Source organism: Gammaproteobacteria bacterium (assembly GCA_030680605.1).
Taxonomy (GTDB): domain Bacteria; phylum Pseudomonadota; class Gammaproteobacteria; order SURF-13; family SURF-13; genus JAQBXX01.
In genome coordinates this window covers 146,188-173,128 of record JAUXUQ010000002.1, presented here as the reverse complement: position 1 = coordinate 173,128, position 26,941 = coordinate 146,188, and the positions used below count along the sequence as shown (strand labels likewise).

At 58.4% G+C, this 26,941-nt stretch carries 26 protein-coding genes and 1 pseudogene; 19 read left to right on the top strand and 8 right to left on the bottom strand.

Annotated elements, in window-relative coordinates; genetic code table 11:
• The first annotated feature begins 75 nt into the window (after nucleotides 1-75).
• The 7 genes from Q8L89_02300 to Q8L89_02270 all read left to right on the top strand — a co-directional run bounded on the left by Q8L89_02300 (nucleotide 76) and on the right by Q8L89_02270 (nucleotide 4,074).
• Nucleotides 76-420 carry a hypothetical protein gene (locus tag Q8L89_02300; protein MDP1707890.1) on the top strand — a complete coding sequence of 115 codons (345 nt, stop codon included), beginning with the start codon at nucleotides 76-78 and terminating at the stop codon, nucleotides 418-420.
• Between the two features lie 49 nt (nucleotides 421-469).
• Nucleotides 470-628 carry a DUF3309 family protein gene (locus Q8L89_02295; protein MDP1707889.1) on the top strand — a complete coding sequence of 53 codons (159 nt, stop codon included), beginning with the start codon at nucleotides 470-472 and terminating at the stop codon, nucleotides 626-628.
• Between the two features lie 319 nt (nucleotides 629-947).
• Entirely contained in the window at nucleotides 948-1,292 is a 345-nt protein-coding gene (locus tag Q8L89_02290) for a BON domain-containing protein (protein ID MDP1707888.1), read from the top strand.
• 297 nt (nucleotides 1,293-1,589) lie between these two features.
• Nucleotides 1,590-2,819 (top strand): AI-2E family transporter, encoded by a 1,230-nt coding sequence (locus tag Q8L89_02285; protein MDP1707887.1) that lies wholly within the window; start codon nucleotides 1,590-1,592, stop codon nucleotides 2,817-2,819.
• A 214-nt stretch (nucleotides 2,820-3,033) separates the two neighbouring features.
• Nucleotides 3,034-3,366 carry a DUF883 family protein gene (locus tag Q8L89_02280; GenBank protein MDP1707886.1) on the top strand — a complete coding sequence of 111 codons (333 nt, stop codon included), beginning with the start codon at nucleotides 3,034-3,036 and terminating at the stop codon, nucleotides 3,364-3,366.
• 4 nt (nucleotides 3,367-3,370) lie between these two features.
• Nucleotides 3,371-3,781, top strand: coding sequence for a phage holin family protein (locus Q8L89_02275; GenBank protein ID MDP1707885.1), 411 nt, complete (start codon nucleotides 3,371-3,373; stop codon nucleotides 3,779-3,781).
• Nucleotides 3,782-3,789: 8 nt separating this feature from the next.
• Nucleotides 3,790-4,074 carry a YqjK family protein gene (locus tag Q8L89_02270; GenBank protein MDP1707884.1) on the top strand — a complete coding sequence of 95 codons (285 nt, stop codon included), beginning with the start codon at nucleotides 3,790-3,792 and terminating at the stop codon, nucleotides 4,072-4,074.
• A 143-nt stretch (nucleotides 4,075-4,217) separates the two neighbouring features.
• Here Q8L89_02270 and Q8L89_02265 read toward each other — a convergent pair whose 3' ends face one another.
• Nucleotides 4,218-4,739: a hypothetical protein gene (locus Q8L89_02265; protein ID MDP1707883.1), complete on the bottom strand. Its 522-nt coding sequence runs from the start codon at nucleotides 4,737-4,739 to the stop codon at nucleotides 4,218-4,220.
• A 24-nt stretch (nucleotides 4,740-4,763) separates the two neighbouring features.
• Nucleotides 4,764-6,692: a biosynthetic arginine decarboxylase gene (gene speA / locus Q8L89_02260; protein ID MDP1707882.1), complete on the bottom strand. Its 1,929-nt coding sequence runs from the start codon at nucleotides 6,690-6,692 to the stop codon at nucleotides 4,764-4,766.
• A 50-nt stretch (nucleotides 6,693-6,742) separates the two neighbouring features.
• Between speA and speE the strand changes: the two genes are divergently transcribed.
• Nucleotides 6,743-7,594: a polyamine aminopropyltransferase gene (speE, locus tag Q8L89_02255; GenBank protein MDP1707881.1), complete on the top strand. Its 852-nt coding sequence runs from the start codon at nucleotides 6,743-6,745 to the stop codon at nucleotides 7,592-7,594.
• Nucleotides 7,591-8,736 carry an FAD-dependent oxidoreductase gene (locus Q8L89_02250; protein ID MDP1707880.1) on the top strand — a complete coding sequence of 382 codons (1,146 nt, stop codon included), beginning with the start codon at nucleotides 7,591-7,593 and terminating at the stop codon, nucleotides 8,734-8,736. Before speE ends, Q8L89_02250 begins: the two co-directional genes overlap by 4 nt.
• Before the next feature lie 127 nt (nucleotides 8,737-8,863).
• Here the strand turns inward: Q8L89_02250 and proB are convergent, their stop codons facing one another.
• The 3 genes and pseudogenes from proB to Q8L89_02235 all read right to left on the bottom strand — a co-directional run bounded on the left by proB (nucleotide 8,864) and on the right by Q8L89_02235 (nucleotide 12,456).
• Nucleotides 8,864-9,988, bottom strand: coding sequence for a glutamate 5-kinase (proB, locus tag Q8L89_02245; protein MDP1707879.1), 1,125 nt, complete (start codon nucleotides 9,986-9,988; stop codon nucleotides 8,864-8,866).
• Between the two features lie 63 nt (nucleotides 9,989-10,051).
• The gene (gene obgE / locus Q8L89_02240) at nucleotides 10,052-11,092 is read right to left on the bottom strand and encodes a GTPase ObgE (GenBank protein ID MDP1707878.1); all 1,041 of its coding nucleotides are present in this window, start codon (nucleotides 11,090-11,092) and stop codon (nucleotides 10,052-10,054) included.
• 725 nt (nucleotides 11,093-11,817) lie between these two features.
• Nucleotides 11,818-12,456: pseudogene (locus Q8L89_02235) on the bottom strand (adenylate kinase).
• 300 nt (nucleotides 12,457-12,756) lie between these two features.
• Between Q8L89_02235 and Q8L89_02230 the strand changes: the two are divergent.
• Nucleotides 12,757-14,025, top strand: a complete 1,269-nt coding sequence (locus tag Q8L89_02230) for a 6-phosphofructokinase (GenBank protein MDP1707877.1) — start codon at nucleotides 12,757-12,759, stop codon at nucleotides 14,023-14,025.
• Nucleotides 14,026-14,159: 134 nt separating this feature from the next.
• Nucleotides 14,160-16,193 (top strand): sodium-translocating pyrophosphatase, encoded by a 2,034-nt coding sequence (locus tag Q8L89_02225; protein ID MDP1707876.1) that lies wholly within the window; start codon nucleotides 14,160-14,162, stop codon nucleotides 16,191-16,193.
• A 72-nt stretch (nucleotides 16,194-16,265) separates the two neighbouring features.
• Here the strand turns inward: Q8L89_02225 and Q8L89_02220 are convergent, their stop codons facing one another.
• The 3 genes from Q8L89_02220 to Q8L89_02210 form a co-directional block, all read right to left on the bottom strand.
• Complete coding sequence (locus Q8L89_02220; protein ID MDP1707875.1) at nucleotides 16,266-17,480, bottom strand: ammonium transporter; 1,215 nt, start codon at nucleotides 17,478-17,480, stop codon at nucleotides 16,266-16,268.
• Between the two features lie 188 nt (nucleotides 17,481-17,668).
• Nucleotides 17,669-18,007: a P-II family nitrogen regulator gene (gene glnK, locus Q8L89_02215; GenBank protein MDP1707874.1), complete on the bottom strand. Its 339-nt coding sequence runs from the start codon at nucleotides 18,005-18,007 to the stop codon at nucleotides 17,669-17,671.
• Nucleotides 18,008-18,068: 61 nt separating this feature from the next.
• The gene (locus tag Q8L89_02210) at nucleotides 18,069-18,758 is read right to left on the bottom strand and encodes a TorF family putative porin (GenBank protein MDP1707873.1); all 690 of its coding nucleotides are present in this window, start codon (nucleotides 18,756-18,758) and stop codon (nucleotides 18,069-18,071) included.
• Nucleotides 18,759-18,996: 238 nt separating this feature from the next.
• Here Q8L89_02210 and Q8L89_02205 point away from each other — a divergent pair, with 238 nt between their 5' ends.
• From Q8L89_02205 to Q8L89_02170, 8 genes are all read left to right on the top strand, one after another.
• Nucleotides 18,997-19,260, top strand: a complete 264-nt coding sequence (locus tag Q8L89_02205; GenBank protein ID MDP1707872.1) for an accessory factor UbiK family protein — start codon at nucleotides 18,997-18,999, stop codon at nucleotides 19,258-19,260.
• A gap of 9 nt (nucleotides 19,261-19,269) precedes the next feature.
• On the top strand, nucleotides 19,270-20,784 hold the full coding sequence (locus tag Q8L89_02200) for a YifB family Mg chelatase-like AAA ATPase (protein ID MDP1707871.1): 1,515 nt from the start codon (nucleotides 19,270-19,272) through the stop codon (nucleotides 20,782-20,784).
• Nucleotides 20,785-21,128: 344 nt separating this feature from the next.
• On the top strand, nucleotides 21,129-22,334 hold the full coding sequence (locus Q8L89_02195) for a ChaN family lipoprotein (GenBank protein MDP1707870.1): 1,206 nt from the start codon (nucleotides 21,129-21,131) through the stop codon (nucleotides 22,332-22,334).
• Nucleotides 22,331-22,543, top strand: coding sequence for a hypothetical protein (locus tag Q8L89_02190; GenBank protein ID MDP1707869.1), 213 nt, complete (start codon nucleotides 22,331-22,333; stop codon nucleotides 22,541-22,543). Before Q8L89_02195 ends, Q8L89_02190 begins: the two co-directional genes overlap by 4 nt.
• Entirely contained in the window at nucleotides 22,503-24,317 is a 1,815-nt protein-coding gene (locus Q8L89_02185) for a M1 family aminopeptidase (protein MDP1707868.1), read from the top strand. Before Q8L89_02190 ends, Q8L89_02185 begins: the two co-directional genes overlap by 41 nt.
• A gap of 4 nt (nucleotides 24,318-24,321) precedes the next feature.
• On the top strand, nucleotides 24,322-25,461 hold the full coding sequence (locus Q8L89_02180; protein ID MDP1707867.1) for a GNAT family N-acetyltransferase: 1,140 nt from the start codon (nucleotides 24,322-24,324) through the stop codon (nucleotides 25,459-25,461).
• Nucleotides 25,461-26,177, top strand: a complete 717-nt coding sequence (gene aat, locus Q8L89_02175) for a leucyl/phenylalanyl-tRNA--protein transferase (protein ID MDP1707866.1) — start codon at nucleotides 25,461-25,463, stop codon at nucleotides 26,175-26,177. The genes Q8L89_02180 and aat overlap by 1 nt, the downstream gene beginning before the upstream one ends.
• Complete coding sequence (locus Q8L89_02170; GenBank protein MDP1707865.1) at nucleotides 26,164-26,874, top strand: arginyltransferase; 711 nt, start codon at nucleotides 26,164-26,166, stop codon at nucleotides 26,872-26,874. The genes aat and Q8L89_02170 overlap by 14 nt, the downstream gene beginning before the upstream one ends.
• The last annotated feature ends 67 nt before the right edge of the window (nucleotides 26,875-26,941 follow it).

Here is a 26,941-nt window from a genome sequence, read left to right as displayed (position 1 = left end):
CACCGCTGCCATGGCGGAAATACACTTAATGGATCAGGGCAGCTTCACATTTTCAACCGGCCAGGAGAAGTAATAATGGATCTAAATAAATATCTCGTAGATGTAAGTACTGTGGGTGATTGGGACAATCAGGAGCAGCTTATTGCCGACAACTTCAATCGTATTTATCAGGCACTCAACCTCCGCATCGGTCCGATACTCATCGTCGGGAGTGAGCAGCAATGGGATCCAAATCTCTACGATGAAATCATGAGTCATGTGCGAGGCGCCTGGGTGAGCAAAGACAAACTGCTCTCCCTCACCGACGCACAAATCGAGGAATATGTGGAATCCCAGGCGGCGATCTACCATATTCCGCCGGTACCACCACCGGTAGTAGACAATGTTGAGATTGTAAAAGAGCCGGAAGCGGCTAACTGACTTCGCTGCTCTAGCGGCCTAGTCATCAGAGTATCCAAGGAGAAATAAAATGTCATTAGGAACGATACTATTGGTAGTTTTGATTCTGATGTTGCTTGGTGCGATTCCAGCCTGGCCGCACAGCAGGGCATGGGGTTATGGCCCCAGTGGCGGTCTTGGATTGGTGTTATTGATAGTTTTGATTCTATTTCTGCTGGGCATGATATAGCCTGCTGATTAGATTTTTTCTTTCCGGCGGCGGCTATCCGTCGCAAAGCAATGTGCGAGGTGAGGTTCGGATTTTAGCATCGCGACAAGGGTGTGTCGTAGGAACCCTTTATGTTTTCAGCATTGAAGGGTATTTGGCTTAAGGAAGCTCTGAATAAGTCCATCCTGGACTTCTCAGAGCACGAAAAGCAAAAACGTGGTTTTTGCTTTTCTTCATTTTTCAAACACTTCCGTGTTTGAAAAATGGCGGTGCATCCCTGCACCGCAGGAACCTCTGACTTAATCAGAGGTTCCTTAATTATAATTTGGAGGGTTTCACCATGAATCAACTTAAATATGTTTCTACTTTCTTCCTCGTCATTCTGCTGGCTCCTATGCTCGGATGCACCTCGACGGCAAAACATGAAGGAGCCGGAGAGCATACGGTAAAACATGAAAGCACCGGAGAGTATATTGACGACACCATCATTACCACCAAAGTGAAGGCGGCAATTTTCAATGAACCTTCCCTGAAATCGGCCGAGATCAACGTCGAAACCTTCAAAGGCGTGGTTCAGTTAAGTGGCTTCGTCCATGACAAGGCCGACATTAACAAAGCGGTCGAAGTTGCGCGCCATGTCAAGGGTGTGAAATCCGTTAAGAATGACTTACTGCATAAACACTAAATCGGTCGGTCGCGACTCTTGCTGGACATAATGTCCAGCAAGAGTCGCTATTATTCGACCACTGGGCGGTTTCATACAGTAGTTTCTTGAAGGAGAAATGTCATGGGTAAATATCTGATTGCGTGGCTGCTCGGTGTTCCGGCGTTTGTGTTGGTGATTATTTATTTCTTTATGAACTAAACAAACGCTCAATGAACTTTGGCCTGTATAATCGCATGCTGAGGGTGAAGGCTTGACTCCAGCATCGGTGGGTTTACGCCTCGCTAATCCACGCTACTCTGTCCAAGACAAGACGCCATGAATATCACTGCTGTTTCATCTGTCGCACCCGTGAATCCTGAAACCCGGGACGGCGCAGAAAATCACGCTGAAGAACCCCTGGCTGGCCAGGGGACGGCCACGCCGGGCACTGCGGAGCAACCCACTACTGTCAGCATACCGGTTGACGTGCGCAGCCTGTCGCTGGTGCTGCTCACAGTGCTTGCGATTATCTTCACACTGCATTGGGCCAGTGCGGTTTTCATCCCGCTGATGTTTGGCGTGATGATCAGCTATGCTCTTTCTCCCCTCGTTGACTTGATGCAGAAACGGCGGATTCCTCGCGCCATCGGCGCCGCCGTATTGTTGATGGGTATCGTCGGTGGGATAAGCTCTCTGGCTTATTCTCTGAAAAATGAAGCCGCCGAAATGATAGCCAGCTTGCCTGAAGCGGCGCAGAAATTTCGCAAGACGCTGCGTATAAATCGGGGAACGTCCGAAAGTGCGATCGAAAAAGTGCAGAAAGCCACCACCGAGCTGCAGCAAGCAGCGAGCGATACACCAACCCCGCTGCCTGTCGCCCCGCGGGGGGTAGCCCGGGTACAAATCGAAAAGCCAAAATTTAATATCCAGGACTACCTTTGGGGCAGAACGATGAAGGCACTCGAGTTTGCTGCCAAAGCCACCATAGTGATGTTTCTCGCATATTTTCTGATGGTTTCAGGCGACAGTTTCAGGCGCAAACTGGTCAGAATCAGCGGCCCCACCTTTAGAAGAAAAAAAATCACCCTCCATGTGCTGGATGAGATCACCGGCCAGATTCAGCGTTATCTGCTGGTGCAGGTATTCACCAGTATTCTTGTGGGGGTGGCCACCTGGCTTGCGTTTATGTGGATCGGCCTGGAGCATGCCGCGATCTGGGGGATCGCCGCCGCGATATTAAATACTATCCCCTATCTCGGTGCACTGATCATTACCATCGGCACAGCACTGGCCGCTTTCCTCCAATTCGGAACAATAGGCATGGCGCTCTCGGTCTCCGGTATTGCACTGGTTATCACCAGTCTCGAAGGTTTTTGGCTGACGCCGTGGCTTACCAGCAAGGCCAGCCAGATGAATGCAGTAGTGGTTTTCGCAGGCGTACTGTTTTGGGGTTGGTTGTGGGGCGTGTGGGGTTTATTGCTGGGCATACCCATCCTCATGGCCATCAAGGCGGTATGCGACCATGTAGACGACTTGAAACCTGTCGGAGAGCTGCTGGGAAAGTGACCAGCGTACCTGGGTAACCCGGGCGGAGTGCGCGTGAACCTGCAGGGTGGATTTATAAGAATTTCTATGGATCAATGATTTTCAGGAACCATGGGGGTGGATCGGCTCGAGCGCCGGCCGGGACTTAGATTGAGAGTTGATGATGTTGTTATGTGAATGGCGACACAATCGCTGTTTTTATCAAACCTGAAAAAAAGACATAAAGGAGCAAGCGATGGCTACTAAAAAACAACCGATGGCTAATACAACACAACCTGCAAGGGATAGGCTGATCAAGGATTTCAAAGCGGTTATGCATGACGCTGAAGAACTGCTTAAGGTAACCGCCAACCAGGCCGGAGACAATATCGGCGCAGTGCGCGCACGGGCCGAGGAAAGCCTGCAAGCAGCGCGACGCAAGCTCGACGAAGTAGAGAACGACTTGGTTGACCGAGCCAAGGCGGCGGCTGAGACGGCCGATGAACTCGTCCATGAAAACCCCTGGCAGGCGGTTGCCATTGCCACCGCAGCGGGCTTTCTGCTCGGCATGCTGATCTCTCGGCGCTAGCCTCATGGTGCACGACGACGCCAGCCCAGAACCGGCACCCGGCAACACGACCGGGCTACTGGCCGCGTTGCAGCGGTTGCTGGCGACATTTACCGAGATACTGCATACCCGGGTAGAAATCCTTTCCACTGAACTGGAAGAAGAAGGAGAAAGGATCCGACAGCTATTCATGTACGGACTGGTGTCGGTATTTTTTCTCGGACTGGGCCTGCTGCTCTGTACCGCGTTCATCGTGGCGGCCTTCTGGGAAACTCACCGGCTGTATGTGCTGGCCGGCTTCACTGTCTTTTACCTGGGTATCGGCGCCATCGCCGCACTGGTGGTGCGTCACAAGATCAAGACCCGGCCACGGCTGTTTTCCGTCACCCTGTCGGAACTCAACAAGGACTGTGAACGATTGACATCCCGGCCATGAATACGCGTATGAAATTTCTGCGACGGCGGCGCGAGCTCCTGGTGTCGCAGGCGGCAGCCCAGCGCAGCGAAGTATCCTATGTCGCATCCAACCTGCAAAAATGCTTGTGGTGGCTGGACATGGGATTTGCCATCGTGCAGGCGGTGCGCATCCATCCGCTGCTGGCGGTAACAAGCGCCACACTGCTGTTGCGCGCACCCCGGAACAAGCTGCTGCTCTGGGCTGGCCGGCTGTTTACCACCTGGGAATTATTCGAAGCGGTGCGCAAGCAGTGGCCTCGGCGCCAGGCCTAGATCAAAATCAACCCCTGCCCAAAAAGATCGCGCCATTTCCCGCGTCGTAGCCTGGCAGGGTCGAACACTGCTGTGGCCGTTTAGCCGCAAAAAAGTACAGGCCTGACACCAAGCTCGCCGCAATCTTCACATTTCAAACGCCTTCAGCACTTCGTCTTTTGAGCGAGCGCTTCATGTGCTCCGGCAAGCTGGCGCACCAAGCTCGATTCACGCTTATAAAAACCCTCGGTGTGCAGTGAATCTGTGAGCTTGAGCCACTCGTAGTCCAGGTGGTGACAGAGCTCGTGGATCAGGGTTCGAAAGAAGGTGCGAAAGGCCACTACCTGGCGGCGTTCGACGGTACGCATCCACAGCTTGATGGTTGCCTTGGCGGTATCCGTACGCTCATAGATGCCGTGCAGCTCCCCGCCCTGCAGCTTGGGCCGCCGGGCAAGAACTTTTATCCGTAGCGACGTAACATTTAGCCGCTCGGCAATCCCGTCGGCAATACGTTGGCAGGTGGATTCTGCTGCAGCACGATCCTCCAGCTCCAGCGCTTGCGCCAGCGCTGCCGTTACGCTCTGCAACCCGGCACCCTCCGGCAACACGATGACGCTGATAGCGTCACTGCGCTGGTATACCTGCTGTTGACGCTTGCTTAAGCGATGATAATAGGAGAACACCATAGCCGGTACCGTATCTGAACCACCCTAGTCTTCGAGATAGGTATAACCGCTCAACCCCTCACGCAGTTCGTGCAAAAACAGTTGCCGCTCGTCCGGCGTCAGCTGCGCCGTCTCAATCTGCTTGCGAAACTTCTGTAACAGGTCTTCTGCATCGAAGTTAACATAGCGTAATACTGTCTCGGCCGTATCCCCCCGCAAGGGCTCCGCCAACCGATAGCCTCCATCAGCCGCCAGCTCGACATGTACTGAGTCAGTATCGCCAAACAGGTTGTGCATATCGCCCAGGATTTCCTGATAAGCACCCAGCAGAAAAATACCCAGCAGATAGGGCTGATCACTGTGCAAGGGGTGCAGCAACAGGCTGGTCTCCACCCCTTCGCCATCGACATACAAATCGATGCGCCCATCGGAATCACAGGTAATGTCCTGCAGCGCAGCGCGGCGCGTCGGGCGCTCATCCAGCCGGTGCAGCGGCATAATGGGGAATATCTGGTCTATTGCCCATGAATCGGGCATGGACTGGAACAGGGAAAAGTTGCAAAAGTATTTGTCGGCGAGCTTTTCGTTCAGCTCATCGAGCAGTTCGCGCTGCATGCGTGAACCGGCCTGGAAGAAATCACGTGCCCGCCAGCAGATGGCAGAGTATATCTGCTCAATACGCGCACGTTGCGCGAGGTCAAGCGTGCCCTGACTGAACATGACGTTGGCCTCGGACAGCCTGTGCACGGCGGCATGATACGCCTCAGCCGCACTGCGCGCGGATATCCGGTCCAGGACGCGCCACAACTCCTGAATCAGCGGATGCTCGTCGGCGGTGGCGGCCGCTATCTGCGCGGGTTGCGGCGCCTGCTCTACGTCAATGACATTGGTGATCAGCATGGCGTGGTGCGCCGTCATGGCGCGGCCAGATTCTGTAATAATGTTTGGCTGGGGAATATTCTGCTCGGCACATATCTCATGCAGCGCATGCACCACGTTGTCGGCATACTCCTGCACGCTATAGTTCATTGAACAGAAATTGCGCGAGCGGGTGCCATCGTAATCCACGCCCAGCCCACCCCCCACATCCACACAACGCAGATCCACACCTATATGCCGGAGTTCAGCGTAGTAACGTGCGCATTCGCGCATGCCGAGCTGGATGTCGCGGATGTTGGCGATCTGCGACCCGAGATGAAAATGCATGAGCTGGAAGGCGTCGAGCATACCTGCCTGCCGCAGCCGCTCAGTCACCCGCAGCACCTGGGTAGCGGAAAGTCCGAATTTTGACTTCTCACCCCCGGTGTTCTGCCACTTGCCCGCGCCGATGGAGGCCAGCCGCACACGCACGCCAATGAGCGGTGCAATATTCAGGGCACGCGACTCCGCTATCACCAGATCCAGTTCTGACAGCCGCTCGACCACGATATACACCCGGTGGCCCAGTTGTTTGCCGATCAGTGCCAGCCGGATATATTCACGGTCCTTGTAGCCGTTGCAGATTACGATACTGCCCTTGGCACTATTCATACCCGAGAGCGCAAGTACCGCCATCAGCTCGGGTTTACTGCCTGCCTCCAGCCCTACACGGCCGCCACCATGCCGGACAATCTCCTCTACCACGCGTCGCTGCTGGTTGACCTTGATGGGATAGACGGCTGTGTAGTCCGCCTTGTAGTTATCCGCCGCCATCGCGCGGGCAAAAGCCTCACATAGCGTGTCTACACGCTGGTGCAGAATGCCCGAAAACCGTACCAGTACCGGAAGAGAAAGTCCGGCCGCCCTGATTTCATCGCTCAGACGGTAAAGATCAACGCCCGCCCCTGTCCCAGGCTGTGGCAGAACCACCACATGGCCCTCATCATTGATATCAAAATAGCCACTGCCCCAGTAGGCGATGTTGTAAAACTCGCGCGCTTGAGCCACAGGCCAGGTCTCTTCCTTGCCCAAAAAATTTTCCGTGTGCGTAGTCATTTTGCTATTATCTCTGGTGTCCCCCACTATCCACAAAAGGACTTCACATTATGACGATGGACGGTCTCTGGTACACAGAAGTATGGGCGGGACAAGGATCGGCCATCTCGCTCAAGACCGCACGCAAACTGCATGACGAGCAATCCCCCTATCAACGCATCGAGATTTACGAAACCGAGGGATTTGGCCGGCTGATGACCCTCGATGGCCTGGTGATGGTAACTGACCGGGACAACTTTATCTACCACGAGATGATGTCGCACCCGGCGCTGTTTTCTCACGCCCAGCCCAAGACCGTGCTCATCATCGGCGGCGGCGACTGCGGCACGCTGCACGAGGTGCTGAAACATTCCGTAACCGAAGTCGTCCAGGTCGAACTCGACGAGCGCGTTACGCGCGTCGCCGAGCAATACTTCCCCGCGCTTACCGCCTCCAACCACGATGAGCGGGCCAAACTCCTGTTCGCCGATGGCATCGCGTGGGCAGCCGATGCCGAGGCTGGGCGGTTTGATGTGATTATCGTCGATGGTACGGATCCCATTGGTCCGGCCGCCGGCTTGTTTTCCGAGGACTTTTATAAAGACTGCTGGCGTGCGCTGCGACCCGGCGGCATCCTGGCGGCACAAAGCGAGTCGCCGCTGTTTCATGCCGACCTGATTTGCGCCATGCATGGCGCACTGCGGGCAGCGGGCTTCAGCGACGTGCGCACTCTGCCCTTTCCGCAGTGCACCTACCCATCCGGCTGGTGGAGCGCAACGCTGGCAGGCAAGGGTGCAGCACTCGACACCCTGCGCGAGCAGACCCTCCCCACGCGCTACTACAACCCTGCCATCCATCGGGCAGCCTGCGCCCTGCCGCAGTTCCTGCGCGAGCGACTGGATGCGCCGGCAGTCGCAGCATGAGGCCTGTCATTATTATTGGCACGGGCCTGGCCGGCTATACCCTGGCGCGCGAGCTGCGCAAACTGGATACTGATATCCCTCTGTACATCATTACCGCCGATGACGGGCGCTTCTATTCCAAGCCGATGCTCTCCAATGCGCTCAGCAAGGGCACACAGCCCGAACAACTGGCCACCGCAGACAACGCCAGGATGGCAGCAGACCTTCATGCCACCCTCTGGACCGAGACCCGCGTCACCGCCATTGACCCGGTCGCACACACCCTCCGGGCGCGCGATGAAACCCTGGCCTACAGCACGCTGGTGCTGGCACTGGGTGCCGACCCGGTGCGTCCACCCCTCGCGGGTGATGGCGCAGCGGACGTCTATGCCGTCAACGATCTCGCTGACTACACACGTTTCCGGCATGCGCTGACCGGCAAAAAACGGGTTGCCATCATCGGCGCCGGGCTGATCGGCTGCGAGTTTGCCAATGACCTGCAGGCTGCGGGCTTTCAGGTCGACGTCATCGGTTCCGGCAAGATGCCGCTGGATCGCCTGATACCGGAGCAGGCCGGACGCGCGCTGGAAAAGGCGCTCGCCGGGCTGGGCGTGAGCTGGCACCTTGGCAACACGGTGCAGGCCGTGGCCAAGCACGACACCGGATACCGTCTCACACTGGCAGACGCCTCCGTGCTCGAGGCCGATATCGTGCTTTCCGCTGTGGGCCTGCGCGCGCGCACCGATCTGGCCCAGGAGGCTGGGCTCGATGTGAACCGCGGTATCGTGGTGGATCGCCAGCTGCTCACCAGCCAATCCGATATCTACGCACTCGGGGACTGTGCGGAGGTAGCAGGGCTGGTATTGCCGTTCGTGATGCCGCTCATGTCCTGTGCGCGCGCACTCGCCAAGACGCTGGCCGGCGTGCCCACAGAGGTCAGTTACCCTGCCATGCCGGTACTGGTGAAGACACCGGTGCATCCGGTGGTGGTATCACCGCCACCGCACAGCGCGCAGGGACAGTGGGAGGTAGAGGAACTCGGCGATGGTGTGCGTGCGCTTTTTTATAGCGCCGATCATGCATTGCTCGGCATGGTGCTCACCGGCGCGGCCACAACGGAAAAAAATACCTGGCTCAAACAGCTCCCGGCGGTGCTGGCGTAGGGAGCTATTTTGTCGGTTCCGCCTTCGGCTTGAACCGATCTACTCACTAGTGGCGAGTAGCGAGTGGCGAGTAGCCAGGAACTACCATTAAGCAGGGTTATGAGTTGCTCGCCACTAGCAACTGATTCTAAATCAGCACCAGATTGTCGCGATGGATAAGCTCGGGTTCATCCACATACCCCAGCAGCTCCGCGATCTTGTCGCTGGGGTGACGCATGATTTTACGCACTTCGTCGGCGCCATAGTTCACCAACCCACGGGCGACCTCCTTGCCGTCAGGCGCCAGGCAGGCCACCGCCTCACCGCGGGCAAATACACCCTCCACAGCGACTACACCCACCGGCAGCAGACTCTTGCCCGCCTCGCGCAACACCTTGGCTGCACCTGCATCCAGCGTAAGCCGCCCGCGCAGTTGTAACTGCCCGGCCAGCCACTGCTTGCGCGCCGCCAGCGGATCCTCGCTGGAATAAAGCAACGTACCTCTTTCCTCACCCTGAACGATACGCAGCAGCACATTTGTCTCGCGTCCAGAGACTATCAGGGTAGAGGCCCCGGAACGCGCTGCCTGCGCTGCAGCCCGCACCTTGGTCAGCATGCCGCCACGCCCCAATGCCCCTGAGCCACCCCCCGCCATGGATTCCAGGCTGGCGTCCCCCGCCCGGGCCTCGTGGATGAGCTTGGCGTCCGGTTGAACACGTGGATCGGCCTCAAACATGCCAGGCTGATCGGTAAGAATCACCAGCAACTCCGCCTCAACCAGATTGGCTACCAGTGCCGCCAGGGTATCGTTATCGCCAAAGCGGATTTCCTCTGTCGCCACCGTATCGTTCTCATTCACCACCGGCACCACACCGAGTTTGAGCAAGGTTCGCAGTGTGCTGCGCGCGTTGAGATAACGCTTGCGGTTAGAAAGATCATCATGGGTCAGTAGTATCTGGGCGGTGTGCATGCCATGGCGCTGGAAGCAGGACTCGTAGGCCTGTACCAGCCCCATCTGTCCCACGGCAGCGGCGGCTTGCAGCTCATATAGCGCGCTCGGGCGCTGACGCCAACCCAGCCGCTTTACCCCTTCGGCCACTGCACCTGATGACACCAGCACCAGCTCGACATCTGCGCGCCTGAGTGCAACCATCTGCTCCACCCAGGCGCCGATGCCGGACAGGTCGAGTCCACGCCCCTCGTTGGTCAGCAGCGCACTGCCGATCTTGACCACCCAACGGCGTGACCGACCAAGTTGTTGCCTCTTTAACATAGGGACACGATACAAGGGAAAAGATACAAGATACAAGTCAAAGAGCAATGCAGGGCTGTGATTTTATCCCTGCACCTTGTCACTTGTATCTTGTATCCGCTTTTCCAGATACACCATCACTGCCTGTGCCAGTTCGCGGCAACCACCACCGTTAATGGCGGAAATCGGGTATGCTGGCCCCTGCCACCCGAGCTGCTTGACGACTGCGCGCACACGCCCAGCACGCTCATCCTCCGGCAGCATGTCGACCTTGTTCAATACCAGCCAGCGCTCGCGCGCGGCCAATTCGGGGCTGAATTTACTGAGTTCGGCCTCCACTGCGCGCACGGCCTGAACCGGGTCATCCGTGTCCGTCAACGGGGCAACATCCACCACGTGCAGCAACAGGTGCGTGCGCGACAGGTGGCGCAGGAACTGCAACCCCAGCCCGGCACCCTCGGCCGCACCCTCAATCACGCCGGGTATGTCGGCAACCACAAAACTCCGGTGCGCTTCTACACTGACCACCCCCAGGTTTGGGTGCAGGGTAGTAAACGGGTAGGCGGCCACCCTGGGCCGGGCCGCAGACACCGCACGGATCAATGTGGATTTGCCCGCGTTCGGCAGCCCCAACAAACCAACGTCCGCCAACAGCTTAAGCTCCAGGCGCAGCTTCCGCACCTCCCCCGGCGTACCCGGCGTGAACTGCCGTGGCGCCCGGTTGGTGCTGCTCTTGAAGCGGGCATTGCCCAGACCATGAAAGCCGCCGTGCGCCACGCACAGCCTCGTACCGGGCTCCGTCAGATCACCGATTTCCTCTCCGGTGTCGGCATCCATCACCAGGGTACCAGGCGGCACCTTGATCAACAGGTCGGCTCCACTCCTGCCGGTACAGTCGCTGCCCATCCCGGCCTGGCCACGCTCAGCGTGGAAGACACGCTTGTAACGGAAGTCGACCAAGGTGTTGATTTCCGGCGCAGCGACCAGATAGACGCTGCCGCCATCCCCTCCATCTCCGCCGTTGGGCCCGCCGAAGGGGATAAATTTCTCACGCCGGAAGCTCACACAGCCGCCGCCGCCGGCACCGCCCTCTACATGGATATAGGCTTCGTCAGTGAATTTCATGATCAGCAATGGTCTCGGCGCGCAGAATGCACGCCCACGCGACTCTCAAGCGGAGAATGGGTTAATACTGTGGGGGGAGATACGATCAAAAGCAAGGGGGTGGATCAGCCACCCCCTGACATGCAGGACAGCTGATACTGTTACTTCTTCGCGGCAGCCTTCTTCTTTGCGGCCGGCTTCTTCTTTGCAGCAGGCTTCTTCTTGACGGCAGCCTTCTTCTTCGCAGCTGGCTTTTTCTTTGCCACTGCCTTCTTCACGACCTTCTTCTTGGCTACCTTCTTGGCAGCAGGCTTCTTGGTTGCTTTCTTTGCAGCAGGCTTCTTGGTTGCTTTCTTCATTGATATCTCCTTTTTTGGTGTTGCCTTGATTGCAGTTGCTCTCTTGGGTACTGCCTTCTTCGGTACTACCTTCTTTGGAGCCGACTTCTTTCTCGCCACCGCTTTCGGTGTTATCGTCCTGGACGGATTTTTCTTTACTGCGCTCCGCGCACCAGACTTCTTAACACCTGCTTTCTTCGCCGCCACCTTCTTCGGTGCCGCCTTATCGCCCGCCTTCTTCTGCGCGAGCTTCACAGATACTTTTGCACCCGGCGAAATCGCTTGCGTCTTTCTTGATGCCGGCATTCTGCTCGCATCAACCTGTTTAGGCAAGAGTTTATTTTCGCTTGCTGGCACCTCTGCCATACCCTGCTTCAGCGTGCCGCTCTTCGCCCCCGCCTCAGCATCATCAAGAATCTTGCGCATGGCAGTGCAGATATCGTTGATCTCGCCTACGCCTTGCACCGTGCGCAGCTTGCCCTGATTGCGATAGTAGACAATCAATGGGGCAGTCTGAGCATCATAAACACGCAGTCGACTGCCAATAGTTTCCTCGTTATCGTCTGCACGATGCCGCAGATTCCCGCCGCACTTGTCGCACTTGTCGTCGAGTCTTGATGGCGAGGTATAGACATTGTAGGTCTCACCGCATAACTCACAGGTGCGCCGACCCGTCAGCCGCTGCATGAGGATGTCGAAGTCCACCTCAATAAGTAATGCAACCTGCAGGGGGTGCTCCAGTTGCGCGAGCATGGTATCGAGTGCCTCGGCCTGTGGAATATTGCGCGGGAAACCGTCCAGAATGAAGCCATTGCGGGCGTCCGGGCTACTCAGCCGTTCGGCGATCATGCCAAGCACGATATCGTCCGAGACCAGTTGTCCGGCATCCATAGCGGCACGCGCCTGCCTACCCAGTGGTGTACCCGCAGCAACTGCGGCCCGCAGCAGGTCGCCGGTCGAGATTTGGGGGATCTTGTATTTCTGCACCAGCAGCTTGGCTTGTGTCCCTTTGCCCGAGCCGGGTGCTCCTAACAGGACTATTCTCATGGCCTTCCTCGCTCTTGTTGTGGTGTCGTTATTGATCTTTTCCACCATGCTTATCCGCCATCCTTCAGTGACGATGAGTTTCGGCAAGCGTTAAGCTACCCTCAGCCTGCATCTAAGTCAACGTATCAGAAGAAAAAGTTAGCGCCCGCATCACGGCACCTCGGGCACTCAATGAGCGGCCTGCACATACCCGCCTCACACACAATTGCACCATCATGTTTTTAACAGCACCTCTTTGCCCAAGATGCATGATGCGTTACACTCTGGCGCGGTTTACTCAAAAAATATACGTGAGGGAGCATGCCAAAAAAAAATGCCTTTTACGCCCAGTCGGGCGGGGTCACTGCGGTAATCAACGCCTCTGCCTGCGGAGTGCTCGAAACCGCACGTCAGCACAAAGACAGGATGGGCAAGGTCTACGCGGGCCGTAACGGCATCATCGGCGCTCTCACAGAAGACCTGATCGACACCAGCAAGGAATCAGCCAAGGCCATCACGGCGCTGCGCCACACCCCCGCCGGGGCCTTCGGCTCCTGCCGTTTCAAGCTCAAGGGCCTGGAGCAAAGCCGTGCCGAGTACGAACGCCTGATCGAAGTGTTCAAGGCCCACAACATCGGTTATTTCTTCTATAACGGCGGCGGCGACTCCGCTGACACCTGTCTCAAGGTCTCGCAGCTCTCGGAAAAACTGGGCTATCCGCTACAGGCCATCCACGTGCCCAAGACCGTGGATAACGACCTGCCCATCACCGACACCTGCCCGGGCTTTGGCTCGGTGGCCAAGTACATCGCCATCTCTACCCGCGAGGCGAGCTTCGACGTGGCCTCGATGTGCAAGACCTCAACCAAGGTGTTCGTGATCGAGGTCATGGGCCGTCACGCGGGCTGGATCGCTGCAGCAGGCGGGCTCGCATCGAGCAAGGACTGCGATATTCCTATCGTCATCCTGTTCCCGGAGGTGGCCTTCGACCAGACCAAGTTCCTCGCCAAGGTGAATACCCTGGTAAAGAAGTTCGGCTACTGCTCGGTCGTGGTCTCGGAAGGCGTGAAGGGTCCGGACGGCAACTTTCTCTCTGACCAGGGGCTACGCGATGCCTTTGGCCATGCCCAACTCGGGGGGGTGGCACCGGTCGTGGCCAACATCATTAAAGAAGGTCTGGGGCTCAAGTATCACTGGGCAGTGGCAGACTATCTCCAGCGCGCTGCCCGCCATATCGCCTCCAAAACCGACGTGGCACAGGCCTACGCCATGGGCAAGGCGGCGGTGGAGTTCGCCCTCAAGGGCCACAACGCGGTAATGCCCACCGTGGAGCGCATCTCCAGCACACCCTATAAATGGAAGGTCGGCATGGCGCAACTGTCCAAGGTGGCGAACGTGGAAAAGATGATGCCCAAGAACTTCATCAGTCCGGACGGTTTTGGCATCACCGACAAATGCCGAGCCTATCTGGAACCGCTGATTTCCGGCGAGGACTATCCGCCATATAAAAATGGCCTGCCCCAGTATGTGCGCCTCAAGAATGCGGCCGTACCAAAGCGACTGAAAACCAGCTTCAATATTAAAAAGTAACCCTGCACCTTTAAAAAGCAGATGGTACGGGGAGTTTTACAGCTTTATATGCCAGATATACCAGGAGCTTCATTTCGTCCGACGGATCGGTAACTTTTGTTGACAACTATCCAAACCTTTAGGGAGAAAGTCTAATGTCAGCAGCACTTGTCATCAGTATTGTGTGCGCATTCGCCGCCATCGTTTACGGTGTGTGGTCGATGCAATGGGTACTCGCAAAATCCGACGGCAACGACCGCATGCGCGAGATCGCAGCCGCCATCCAGGAAGGCGCCATGGCCTACCTCAACCGTCAGTACAGCACCATCGCCCTCGTCGGGGCCGTATTATTCCTCGTTATCGGCTTTATACCGCTACTGGGATGGCAGACCGCCATCGGTTTTGCCGTCGGCGCCATCCTGTCCGGCCTCGCAGGCTATGCCGGCATGATCATCTCGGTGCGTGCCAACGTACGCACGGCCGAGGCGGCGCGCAGTGGTCTCAACGCCGCATTACAGGTCGCCTTCCGTGGCGGCGCGATCACCGGCATGTTGGTGGTCGGCTTCGGACTGCTCGGCGTGGCGGGTTATTACTCCATTCTGCAGTACATGACGCCCGCGGGTGAAGCGGTTAGTCTCGCACCGCTGGTGGGCCTTGCCTTCGGCGGCTCGCTGATCTCCATCTTCGCCCGTCTCGGCGGCGGTATCTTCACCAAGGGCGCGGACGTGGGCGCGGACCTGGTGGGCAAGGTCGAGGCCGGCATCCCCGAAGATGACCCCCGCAACCCGGCCGTGATCGCCGACAACGTGGGCGACAATGTAGGCGACTGCGCCGGCATGGCCGCCGATCTGTTCGAGACCTACGCCGTGACCATCATCGCCACCATGCTACTGGGCGGTCTGCTGTTCACTGGCGAGGCCGGCGTCAATGCCGTGCTGTATCCTCTGGTCATGGGCGCGGTGTCTATCATCGCCTCCATCATCGGCACCTTCTTTGTGAACGCACGCGAAGGTGGCAAGATCATGAACGCGCTCTACCGTGGCCTGATCGTCGCGGCCGTCCTGTCCGCAATCGCCTTTTACTTTGTCACCGACTGGCTGATGGCCGGTAACGGCAGCTACAGCGTACTCAACCTCTACGGCGCCGCCATCATCGGGCTGCTGGTGACTGCGGCACTGGTCGTGATCACCGAGTACTACACCGCGACCGAATATGGCCCGGTGAAGTACGTGGCCGAGGCCTCCACCACCGGGCACGCGACCAACATCATCGCGGGACTGGCGATCTCCATGAAGTCCACCGCACTGCCTGTGCTCTCGATCTGCCTGGGCATCTGGGGCGCCTATCAATTCGCCGAGCTGTACGGCATCGCGGTGGCTGTCACCTCCATGCTGTCGATGGCGGGCATCATCGTGGCGCTCGACGCCTACGGCCCCATCACCGACAACGCGGGCGGCATCGCGCAAATGGCGGGGCTACCGGAGGAGGTGCGCAACATCACCGATCCGCTGGACGCCGTGGGCAACACCACCAAGGCCGTGACCAAGGGTTACGCCATCGGCTCCGCCGGTCTGGCCGCGCTGGTGCTGTTCGCCGACTTCACACACGAACTGAGCAAGCACTCGGGCGGCATGCTTACCTTTGACCTCTCCAACCACATGGTCATCATCGGCCTGCTGATTGGCGGCCTGGTGCCTTATTTGTTCGGCGCGCTGGCGATGCAGGCCGTGGGGCGTGCGGCCGCGTCGGTGGTGGTTGAGGTGCGGCGTCAGTTCCGCGAGATCCCCGGCATCATGGCAGGCACCGCAAAACCGGACTACTCACGCGCGGTGGACCTGCTCACCAAGTCGGCGATCAAGGAAATGATCGTGCCCTCACTGCTGCCGGTGCTGGTACCGGTAGTGGTTGGTCTGGTTCTGGGCCCGCAGGCATTGGGTGGCTTGCTGCTCGGCACCATTATCACCGGACTGTTCGTAGCCATCTCCATGACCACCGGTGGCGGTGCATGGGATAATGCCAAGAAGTACATTGAGGAAGGCAACTGCGGTGGCAAGGGCTCTGAGGCGCACAAGGCAGCTATCACCGGTGACACCGTAGGCGACCCCTACAAAGACACCGCTGGCCCCGCCATCAACCCGATGATCAAGATCATCAACATCGTGGCGTTGTTGATTGTGCCACTGCTGTAATCCTACAGAGCTTTCTGCAGGCAAAAAAACGGGGGCTTTAAGCCCCCGTTTTCATTTGTGCCTTAAGTGACGTTACAGATTGTAGCCACGCTCCTCGTGCTGCGTGAGGTCGAGCCCTTCCGACTCTTCCTCTTCACTGACGCGCAGCCCCATCACCGCATCCAGCACCTTGAGGATGGCGAAGGTGACGATGGCGCACCAGACCACGGTCATCAGCACGCCTTGCGCCTGGATAAGCACCTGGCTACCAATGCTGAAGTCATCGCCCTGAGTACCACCCAGGCTCGCCGCCGCAAACACGCCGGTCAGCAAGGCGCCGACGATGCCCGCCACCGCATGCACGCCGAACACGTCCAGCGCGTCGTCATAGCCCAGCGCACGCTTCAGGCTGGTCGCCGCCCAGTAGGAGACCGCACCTGCGACAGCGCCGATGGCGATCGCACCCATGGGGCCCACGAAGCCAGAGGCCGGAGTGATGGCGACCAGGCCGGCCACCGCACCCGTGACAATACCGAGCACGGTGGGCTTGCCGCGCACCATCCACTCGGTAAACATCCAGCCCAGCGCCGCCGCCGCCGTCGCGATCTGTGTCACGGCCATGGCCATGCCGGCCGTACCGTTGGCAGCCACCGCACTACCGGCATTGAAGCCAAACCAGCCGACCCAGAGCAGACAGGCGCCGATCACCGTCAGTGACAGGTTATGCGGGGGCATGGCGACTGTACCGTAGCCCATGCGCTTGCCCAGCACCAGAGCCGCCACCAGGCCCGCAACGCCGGCATTGATGTGCACCACCGTACCACCGGCGAAATCGAGCACACCCCAGTCCCACATCAGGCCACCGTCACCGCCCCATACCATGTGTGCCATCGGTGCATACACCAGCGTCAACCACAGGGCTGTGAACCACAGCATGGCGGAGAACTTCATCCGCTCGGCGAACGCACCCACAATGAGTGCCGGGGTAATAATGGCAAAGGTCATCTGGAAGGTCATGAACACCGTCTCAGGCACAGTGCCGACCAGCGAGTCCACGCTCACACCGCTCAGAAAGGCCTTGCCCAGCGAGCCGAAGAAGGAGTTGAAGTTAGTCACCCCTTTTTCCATGCCGCCGGTATCAAATGCCAGACTGTAGACATACAGGGCCCACAGCACCGAGGCCAGGGCCGTGATGGCGAAACACTGCATCAGCACCGACAGGACGTTCTTGGAACGTACCATGCCCGCGTAAAACAGTGACAAGCCCGGAATGGTCATCAGCAACACCAGGGCGGTTGCAGTCAGCATCCAGGCGGTATCGCCTGAATCAAGGCTGGGCGTTTCTGCCGCCTCAGTGACAGCCTCGACTACCTCGCCAGCCAGCGCACCTATCTCCTCAGCCGCCACCAGCGGTGAGAACCCTACGCACGCCCCGAGCAGCAGCGCGCCCAACATCTTTCTGTATTTAAAAATCGTCATGGTGATAGTCCCCTTGATCACAGCGCATCCGGACCGGTTTCGCCGGTACGGATACGAATGACCTGTTCCAGGTTATAGACAAAGATCTTGCCGTCGCCGATCTTGCCGGTATTGGCCGACTTTTCGATGGCCTCGATCACGCGCTCCAGCACGGCGTCATCGACAGCGGTTTCGATCTTCACCTTGGGCAGAAAATCCACCACGTACTCCGCACCCCGGTACAGCTCGGTGTGCCCCTTTTGCCTGCCAAACCCTTTCACCTCGGTAACAGTGACGCCCTGCACCCCAATCTCGGACAGGGCCTCTCGCACGTCGTCGAGCTTGAAGGGCTTGATAATTGCGGTTATCAATTTCATGTCATCTCCTTACATTATAAATAAGTGCGGCGATGCAGTGATCGCATGAGTCATGCCTCTGTTAAAAGGTCTTACCGACAGACAGGAAGAATTTCTCGTCAGATGCGTCCGAGTCATAGTCCGTGTCGGTGTAGGCCAGACTAAAATCAAACCCGCCGAGCTCCTTGGACAGGCTCACTTTATAATCGGTATAGTCCGCATCACTCGAGTTCTTCACCTTCTGGTGACCGACGTGCAGTCCCAGACCGAAATCCTGCGGGAGATCAAAGTTGGCGTTGGCCTCCAAATAGCCCGAACCTTTCGAGTCATCGACTCCGAAGTAATCGGTAAGGGTGTGAGAGTATTTCACGTTCAAAAACTTGAATGTCGCTCCCGCATAGGCTTCCGAGGTATTGAACTCAGAACCGCCTGGGTAGTAGTACTGCAGCAACCCAACGTTGTAACTGAGATCATCATTGATCGTGCCGTTGTACCCGGCGTAGACATCCCATTCCATATTGGCACCCGTGTAGACGTCGCCCGATACATTCGACGCCCAAGTACCTAGGTAAACTCCGCTCTCGTGTGCATAATCAAACCCACCCTGGATGGCGGGATCATCTGTGGTCTGCGAGAAGCCGCGGAAGACATAATTGCTGGTAAAGCTGAGGTTACCGGTAACGCTATGTGGCGAGGCCGGCTCATCGGCCAATGCCAGCATCGGGCTGATCGCAAGCACGCCTGTCATCAGAGTCGTTGTTAGGCCTTTCATTAGCAAGTCTCCCTATATAAAGTATATAAATGAATGCGCCACAATAGCCTTGACCGAATTTTGAGCCAGATTATTGAGCCACACGATATAATGCAGTTCCCGTGCCATGCTATTATTTGCTTTTATTATCATATAGTTATATTGATGAATTAGTAAAAATGCAGTGCAAAGCGCACTATAATCAGGCTGATTTTGAATTTACGCACCATCATGGTGCCATTTAAAGGAAGGAACTCAGATGAGCGGGGCAACGACACTGGACGAGCTGGTGCGACGATTGACGGGCATTATCCCACCCGGCCTACACGAGACGCAGCGTGACGTGGAAAGAAGTCTGCGCGCCGCACTGAACAGCACCTTCGCCAAACTGAATCTGGTCACGCGCGAGGAATTCGACGTACAGACTGAAGTGCTGTCACGTACGCGTGCCAAGCTCAAGGCGCTGGATGATAAAGTGGCGGCGCTTGAGTCCGAATTGCTAAAACTACGTACGACAGAATAACGCCCCCGCATGTCGCTCGCTGTGGCCTACAGCCGTGCACAATCCGGCATTGATGCCCCACTGGTCACGGTGGAGGTACATCTCTCCAACGGCTTACCCAGCCTTTCTATCGTTGGCCTGCCGGAGGCGGCGGTCAAGGAAAGTAAAGACCGTGTGCGTAGCGCCTTACTGAACGCGCATTTCGACTTCCCCACACGCCGCATCACCATCAACCTCGCGCCCGCTGACCTGCCTAAGGAAGGCGGACGCTTTGATCTTGCGATTGCGCTTGGAATATTGGCCGCTTCGGGGCAAATCCCAAAACAAGCACTGGAAAACTACGAGTTTATCGGGGAATTGGCCTTGACGGGCGATCTGCGTTCGGTGCGCGGTGCGCTACCGGTGGCACTGAAGGTGCGCGAGGCAGGCCGCATGCTGCTAACGCCAATGGAAAATGCCGATGAAGCGGCTTTGGTGACGGGAGTAACGGTGATTGGCGCGCGCCACTTGCTGGAAGTGTGCGCGCATTTGACTGGAACCCAGGCGCTCACACCGCACGTGTTAAATGCGGCGCAGCTTGGAGAGGAGACTGGCGAGGATTTAGCGGAGGTGCGCGGTCAGCAACATGCCAAACGCGCGCTGGAGATAGCTGCGGCCGGAAGCCACAGCCTGTTGATGATCGGCCCACCCGGCACTGGAAAAACCATGCTGGCGAGCCGCTTACCGGGAGCACTACCGGAGATGACGGAGGAAGAAGCCCTGGAGTCGGCGGCGTTGCTGTCCGTCAGCGATCAAGGCTTTGCCACCCGGCTATGGCGCAAACGCCCGTTTCGCGCGCCGCATCACACGGCATCGGGCGTGGCGCTGGTGGGCGGAGGAAGCGTGCCGCGTCCGGGCGAGATCTCGCTCGCTCATCACGGCGTACTGTTTCTGGACGAGCTGCCCGAGTTCGACCGGCGCGTACTGGAAGTCCTGCGCGAACCCTTGGAATCGGGCCGCATCACTATCTCACGCGCTGCGCGCCAGGCCGAATTTCCTGCGCGTTTCCAGCTCATTGCCGCCATGAACCCCTGCCCCTGCGGCTATCTTGGCGACAGCAAGGGCCGTTGCCATTGCACCTTGGAGCAGGTGCAACGCTACCGCGCCCGCGTCTCCGGCCCGTTGCTTGACCGCATCGACATGCATATCGAAGTACCCAAGCTGCCGGAGGGAGGCCTGCGCGCCGCACCAGACGAACAAACCGAGACCAGCGCAACGGTGCGCCAGCGCGTGGAAGCCGCACGCAACCAGCAGATGCTGCGCAGCGCCAAACCCAACGCCGCCCTCAAGAACAAACAAGTGGAAAAATTTTGCCGTCTCGGCGACGGTGATCAACACCTGCTGGAGCAGGCCATAGAGCGCTTAGGTCTCTCAACCCGTGCCTATCACCGCATTCTCAAGGTCGCCCGCACCATCGCTGATCTGGCAGGCAGCGAAGACATCAAAACCGTCCATCTCACCGAGGCCATCTCCTACCGGCGCCTTGACCGCACACCAGGCCGCTAACCCTTGATCTCCACCCTGCAACGACAGCAGCATATCAGCCGGGCAATGTGCCAGCTTCATTACGGACCCCGATAAAGAATTTCGCCAAGGACGCGTCCACCATCCTCCCGATCGTTAGATAGCACTAGAAGCTATCGATCCCGGTATGGCTAGAAAATACCCTGCCGCTCCCATTGCGACATTCCAGCGAAATTTCATGAAAATCCTGCACACCGTTCCATGGTGCAAGTCTCGCACTGACGGGGAACGCCTACCGGCAGCACATGTCGACCTTACGGGAAACCATACTGCGGCAACGCTGACACCTTTGGTATAATGGCAGTTCATTCAGCACCCCATACCGCATGAAAAAATACACCCTTCTCTTCAGCACCCTTTGTCTGTTCGGGGCCAGCGGGCAGAGCGCCGCTGAAACCCGGCAGGACGCCTGCGCGCCTGTTGCCACGTGGACATCACTACAACACCCGCAAGGGGCGACCTTGCTTGCGCCCGCCTTCATGGAAAAACTCAGCCGTCGTCAGGTGGTACTGCTGGGCGAGAATCACACCAGCTTCGAGCACCATCGCTGGCAATTGCAGACTATCGCGGGGCTACACACATGGCGTTCTGATCTGGTGCTGGGATTTGAAATGTTCCCGCGCCGCACACAGGCGGCACTCGACCGCTGGGTGGCGGGCAAGCTCTCCGAAGCTGAATTTCTGGAACAAACCGAGTGGTACAAGGTATGGAGTTACGACCCGGCCCTCTACATGCCGCTGTTCCATTTCGCCCGCATGAACCGCATTCCGATGGTAGCACTGAACGTGGATCGCAGCTTTACCAGTGCCGTCCGCAAAGGCGGCTGGGATGCCGTGCCCGAGAGTCAGCGCGAAGGCGTATCGCGCCCGGCGCCCGCGAGCCCGGGTTATCGGGAAGAACTCACCGAGGTCTACCGCGCCCACAGCAAAGCTCGCACCGAGGCGGATCACGACAAGACCGCAGATGCCACGCCCGATCCCGATGACGCCGGGTTCCGTCGCTTCAGTGAAGGCCAGTTGACGTGGGATCGTGCCATGGCCGAAGCCATCAACAGTGCCGTGCGCCAACCAGGTGCGCCGCTGGTGATCGGCATTATGGGCGCCGGCCATGTGATGAACCGCTACGGCGTACCGCACCAGTTGGCCGACCTTGGCGTACACGATGTGGCCGTATTGCTCGCTTGGGATGCCGGGCAGGCTTGTGACGCGTTGACATCCACCATTGCGGATGCCGTGTTTGGTATAGCAACGCCGGCTGTCGCGGCCAATAGCGACAAACCACGGCTGGGCGTGCAGCTGCAGGATGACAAAGACGGCGTACGCATCGCTGAGGTCACACCAGCCAGCATTGCCGAAGACACGGGCCTGCGTAATGATGACTTGCTGCTGGAAGTGGCGGGCGTAACGGTAAAAGCCGCCGCTGAGGTAAGCAAGATCATACAGCGCCAGGCACCCGGTACGTGGCTACCCATCAAGATCAGACGCGGCGCGCACACGCTTGAGGTGGTCGCCAAGTTCCCCGCGCAGCAATGAGGACACTCACCGGGCTGCTGCTGTGGTGCACCATCACGGTTACGGCACAGGCAGGCGTCACGGACATCCACCATGACCTCGGCATCGAGCTCGACCCTGCGACGCGCTTACTGAAGGCCACGGATACCATCACCCTCACGGGCACACCTGACGCTGGGCCACGAGTTTGTGCTGGAGTATCTGGCGCTCAACGGTCGCGAGCTGCCTAACACGAGCGCCGGCACGACAGATGGCCTGTCACACTGGCACATCCCGCTGGGCAAGCAAGCTGCGCCGCATGTCATCACCGTGCGCTACACGGGCACATTGGCGCCCCTCAAGGCGACGGCTGACGAGCGTGATGTGTTACAGCGGCTGCCTGCGATGGCGGACAGCAGCGGCAGCTATCTGCCCGCCTCCAGCGCCTGGTACCCGCAACTGGACGATGTGCCTTTCACCTACACACTTACACTCGACCTCCCCGACCCGCAGCGCGGCATCGTGCCGGGCACGCTGACGGAAGAGACACTGCGCCAGGGGCGTTACCGGGCACGCTTCGCCTTTAACCATCCCGCCGAAGGCATCACCCTCATGGCCGGTCCATATCGTATTGAAGAGCGCATTGAAAACGGTCTGCGCCTGCGCACTTATTTCCACCCCCCTGTCGCAGAGCTCGCACAGGATTATCTGGACTCCATCAATGCTTACATCGACTTGTACAGCACATGGATCGGGCCCTATCCGTTCAGCGAGTTCAGCATCGTCTCCAGCCCGCTACCTACCGGCTTTGGCATGCCCACGCTTACCTATCTTGGCAGTAATGTGCTGCGCCTGCCGTTCATCCGCTTTGGATCGCTCGGCCATGAAATATTGCACAACTGGTGGGGCAACGGCGTCTATGTGGACTGGCAGCGCGGCAACTGGTCAGAGGGGCTCACCACCTTCATGGCCGATTACACCTACAAGGAGCGCGCTGACGCAGACGCAGCGCGCACGCTGCGTCTTTCCTGGCTGCGTGACTTCGCCGCGATACCGCAAGGCCAGGATATTGCCTTGAGCGATTTCACTGCACGCCACCACAGCGCCTCACAAACCATCGGCTACCACAAGGCCGCCTTCCTGTTTTTGATGCTACGCGATCAGATTGGCACGGCGGCCTTCGATACCGGGTTGCGGCAGTTCTGGCAACAACATGCCTTCACCACGGCGGGCTGGGACGAGATGCGGCATGCCTTTGAGCAAAGCTCCGGCAAAAATCTCGCGACCCTGTTTCAGCAATGGCTCGATCGCACGGGCGCACCCCGGCTCGCGCTGCAAAATATTGAAACAACCGCATCAGGTGCCCGCCACGCCGTCAGTTTTACCTTGCGCCAATCCGCACCGGCATACACCCTGCGCGTACCTGTACTCGTCAATACCGAACGCGGAGTAGAGCATCACATGCTCGAGCTGGCGGAGATGAGTACCGATTACACACTGGAAACCCTTGCCCCGCCGATCTCGCTGGTACTGGATCCCGATGTCAGGCTGTTTCGCCGGCTGGCGCCTGCCGAGGCACCCCCTATACTGCGTCAGGTCATCAACGACCCGGCGACGCAAACAGTGGTACTCACGGCAGATCCATCACTACGCCAACCCGCGCTGGCGCTCGCCGGAAAACTATTAGATCACCCGCCGCAAATCGCAACCGCACTGCCTGCCACCGCATCTGCGCTGGTGATTGGACTGCACGCTGACATCAATCACTTTCTCAGCGCGCAAAAGCTCGCCGAGCGTCCACCGAACCTGCGCAACAAGGGCACTGCACAGGTATGGGTCACGGAGCGCAACGGCAAGACCATCGCCATTGTGTCCGTGACTGACACGGCCGCCCTGCAACTACTGCTCCGTCCGCTGCCACACTACGGCACGGCGAGCTTTCTGGCCTTTGACCACAACACAGTAATCGAGCATGGCGTGTGGCCCGCGCAAAGCCCGGAATGGAAAATACCGGCACCCGGATAACGGCATGGACATCTCCGTCACACCCCGCCTTGACAACATCGCCGCCGCCGCATGGAACGCTCTCGCCGGCAACGACAACCCGTTTTTACGTCACGAATTTCTGGTTGCGCTCGAACGCCATGGCTGTGTCGGGCGACATGCCGGCTGGGTGCCACAGCACATCACCGCATATGACCGTGGCCAGCTGGTAGGTGCCGCGCCGATGTATCTCAAATACAATTCTCACGGCGAGTTTGTGTTCGACTGGGCGTGGGCAGAGGCCTACGAGCGCAATGGCATGCCCTATTACCCCAAGCTGGTCGTCGCAGTGCCCTATACCCCTGCCACCGGCCCCCGGTTGCTGCTGGCAGATAGCATCGATCAGGAGGTCGTGGCTGGCGGACTGGTGGAGGCTATACTCGACCATGCCCGCCGCCTCCAGACTTCCTCAGTACACTGGTTGTTCACCACCGAACACGACACTACACTGCTTGAGCGGCATGGCTTCATGCGCCGCAGCGGCTTCCAGTTCCACTGGCACAATCCGGGTTACCGGGACTTTTCCGATTTTCTTTCCAGCCTCAGCGCCGAAAAGCGCAAAAAGATCAAGCAGGAGCGCCGACGCGTGCGCGAGGCCGGGATTGAGATTGAGATACTGAGTGGCCACCAGGTCAGCGCTGAGCAGTGGAAACTATTCCATGCTTTCTATTGCTCCACCTTCGACAGGAAGGGTGGCAGTGCATCACTGACACTGGAGTTTTTCATGGAGATCGGGCGCTCACTGGCAGAGCACGTTGTGCTGGTGCTGGCGCAGCACGATGGAAAGTACGTGGCCGGCGCGTTCAATCTGCGTGGCGGCGACACACTGTATGGCCGCCACTGGGGCTGCGCCGCCGACTTTCACGGCCTGCACTTCGAGTGCTGCTATTATTCACTTATGGAGTACTGCATCAGTCACAGGCTGGTCCGTTTTGAGGCGGGGGCGCAGGGCGAACACAAGCTCGCACGCGGGTTTCTGCCTACGCCCACCTGGTCGGCGCACTGGTTCGCGCACCCGGCATTCAGCGCTGCGGTACAAGACTTTCTGACGCGTGAAACATTTGCCCTCCAGCCTCATCTTGAGGAGCTGCACGCACACTCGCCATTTAAACCGGTCTGCCGCTGATGCAGACTCCCTATTATATTCAACCTCACGACACCGGCTTTCCTGACGCAACGTTGGCGCTACGCGATCCTGACGGCCTGCTCGCCGTAGGCGGCGATCTCGCGCCGCAACGCCTGATCGAGGCCTATCGCAATGGCATCTTTCCCTGGTATGCAACAGGCCAACCTGTGCTGTGGTGGTCACCTGACCCACGGGCGGTATTGTTCCCGGAGCATTTCAGGATAGCGCGCAGCCTGCGCAAGCTGTTGCGGCAGCACCGCTACAGCGTCACGTATGACACCTGCTTTACTGCCGTGATGGAGGCCTGTGCCGCACCGCGCAATGCAGACACAGACACGTGGATTACAGTGGACATGATTGATGCCTACAGCGAACTACATCGGCTTGGCCATGCCCACTCCACAGAGGTCTGGCACCGGGGCGAGTTGGTGGGCGGCCTCTATGGCGTGGCGCTGGGGAGGGTATTCTTTGCCGAGTCCATGTTCAGCCGTCACGCCAATACCTCCAAAGTAGCGCTGGCACATCTGACTGCACGCCTGCACCAGCAAGGCTACCGATTGATCGACTGCCAGATGCACACACCACATCTTGCCAGCCTGGGCGCGGAGAAATTGCCGCGCCATGAATTCATCCGCTTGCTGCAACAGTGGCGCGATATGCCGCCACTGGCAACCCCCTGGGATAACCCCGGTTACCGACCTCATGAGCACGCTTGATTTTTACCTGACGCCGCCTCACGCCTGCCCCTATCTCGCCGGACGCAGCGCAAGCCTGCTGTTTGCTGATCCTGCCCACACCCTCACCAGCGCCCTCTACGGCAACCTGATTGAGAAGGGGTTCCGTCGCAATGGCCCACACCTGTATCGCCCGCATTGTGACGCGTGCGAGGCCTGCATCCCGGTACGCGTACCCGTCAATGAATTTCAGCCACGTCGACGTCACCGGCGGGTCTGGCAACGCAACCGGGATATCGAGGTCGGCTGTCTCAGCCCGCTGTATGATGCCAAGCACTTTCAACTCTACCAGCACTATCTCGCCCACCGGCATGCTGATGATCACACAGGCCCATCGACGCCAGAACAATATCAGGAACTGTTCAACGCCCCCGGCATCGACACCCGCCTATACACCTTGCACCGCAGACAGCAACTGCTTGCCGTCGCCATCACTGACCATCTGCCACAGGGGCTTTCGGCCGTATATACATTTTTTGAGCCGGCAGAGAGTGCCCGTAGCCTCGGCGTGTATGCCGTGCTGTGGCAGATACAGGAGGCGCGACGCCTCGGACTGCCCTGGCTCTATCTCGGCTACTGGCTCAGGCAGTGCCGCAAAATGGACTATAAAGGCCAGTACCGACCGCTGGAGATATACCGCCACAACCGCTGGCTGCGGCTTACAGGAGATGACCCATAGGGATACGGCTTTTGTAGTATAATGGCCGCGCTTTGAACGCTGCTTGCAGCATCAGTCACGGGTAAAC

Bases quoted from the DNA above. Each gene is read 5' to 3' on its own strand.
- Q8L89_02205 (MDP1707872.1), top strand. From the start codon at position 18,997: ATGAGCGGGGCAACGACACTGGACGAGCTGGTGCGACGATTGACGGGC.
- speE (MDP1707881.1), top strand. From the start codon at position 6,743: ATGACGATGGACGGTCTCTGGTACACAGAAGTATGGGCGGGACAAGGA.
- Q8L89_02195 (MDP1707870.1), top strand. From the start codon at position 21,129: ATGAAAAAATACACCCTTCTCTTCAGCACCCTTTGTCTGTTCGGGGCC.
- Q8L89_02180 (MDP1707867.1), top strand. From the start codon at position 24,322: ATGGACATCTCCGTCACACCCCGCCTTGACAACATCGCCGCCGCCGCA.
- Q8L89_02295 (MDP1707889.1), top strand. From the start codon at position 470: ATGTCATTAGGAACGATACTATTGGTAGTTTTGATTCTGATGTTGCTT.
- Q8L89_02170 (MDP1707865.1), top strand. From the start codon at position 26,164: ATGAGCACGCTTGATTTTTACCTGACGCCGCCTCACGCCTGCCCCTAT.
- Q8L89_02210 (MDP1707873.1), bottom strand. From the start codon at position 18,758: ATGAAAGGCCTAACAACGACTCTGATGACAGGCGTGCTTGCGATCAGC.
- Q8L89_02270 (MDP1707884.1), top strand. From the start codon at position 3,790: ATGAAATTTCTGCGACGGCGGCGCGAGCTCCTGGTGTCGCAGGCGGCA.
- Q8L89_02275 (MDP1707885.1), top strand. From the start codon at position 3,371: ATGGTGCACGACGACGCCAGCCCAGAACCGGCACCCGGCAACACGACC.
- speA (MDP1707882.1), bottom strand. From the start codon at position 6,692: ATGACTACGCACACGGAAAATTTTTTGGGCAAGGAAGAGACCTGGCCT.
- glnK (MDP1707874.1), bottom strand. From the start codon at position 18,007: ATGAAATTGATAACCGCAATTATCAAGCCCTTCAAGCTCGACGACGTG.
- Q8L89_02290 (MDP1707888.1), top strand. From the start codon at position 948: ATGAATCAACTTAAATATGTTTCTACTTTCTTCCTCGTCATTCTGCTG.
- obgE (MDP1707878.1), bottom strand. From the start codon at position 11,092: ATGAAATTCACTGACGAAGCCTATATCCATGTAGAGGGCGGTGCCGGC.
- Q8L89_02265 (MDP1707883.1), bottom strand. From the start codon at position 4,739: ATGGTGTTCTCCTATTATCATCGCTTAAGCAAGCGTCAACAGCAGGTA.
- proB (MDP1707879.1), bottom strand. From the start codon at position 9,988: ATGTTAAAGAGGCAACAACTTGGTCGGTCACGCCGTTGGGTGGTCAAG.
- Q8L89_02200 (MDP1707871.1), top strand. From the start codon at position 19,270: ATGTCGCTCGCTGTGGCCTACAGCCGTGCACAATCCGGCATTGATGCC.
- Q8L89_02250 (MDP1707880.1), top strand. From the start codon at position 7,591: ATGAGGCCTGTCATTATTATTGGCACGGGCCTGGCCGGCTATACCCTG.
- Q8L89_02220 (MDP1707875.1), bottom strand. From the start codon at position 17,480: ATGCTGACTGCAACCGCCCTGGTGTTGCTGATGACCATTCCGGGCTTG.
- Q8L89_02230 (MDP1707877.1), top strand. From the start codon at position 12,757: ATGCCAAAAAAAAATGCCTTTTACGCCCAGTCGGGCGGGGTCACTGCG.
- Q8L89_02225 (MDP1707876.1), top strand. From the start codon at position 14,160: ATGTCAGCAGCACTTGTCATCAGTATTGTGTGCGCATTCGCCGCCATC.
- Q8L89_02300 (MDP1707890.1), top strand. From the start codon at position 76: ATGGATCTAAATAAATATCTCGTAGATGTAAGTACTGTGGGTGATTGG.
- Q8L89_02285 (MDP1707887.1), top strand. From the start codon at position 1,590: ATGAATATCACTGCTGTTTCATCTGTCGCACCCGTGAATCCTGAAACC.
- Q8L89_02190 (MDP1707869.1), top strand. From the start codon at position 22,331: ATGAGGACACTCACCGGGCTGCTGCTGTGGTGCACCATCACGGTTACG.
- Q8L89_02280 (MDP1707886.1), top strand. From the start codon at position 3,034: ATGGCTACTAAAAAACAACCGATGGCTAATACAACACAACCTGCAAGG.
- aat (MDP1707866.1), top strand. From the start codon at position 25,461: ATGCAGACTCCCTATTATATTCAACCTCACGACACCGGCTTTCCTGAC.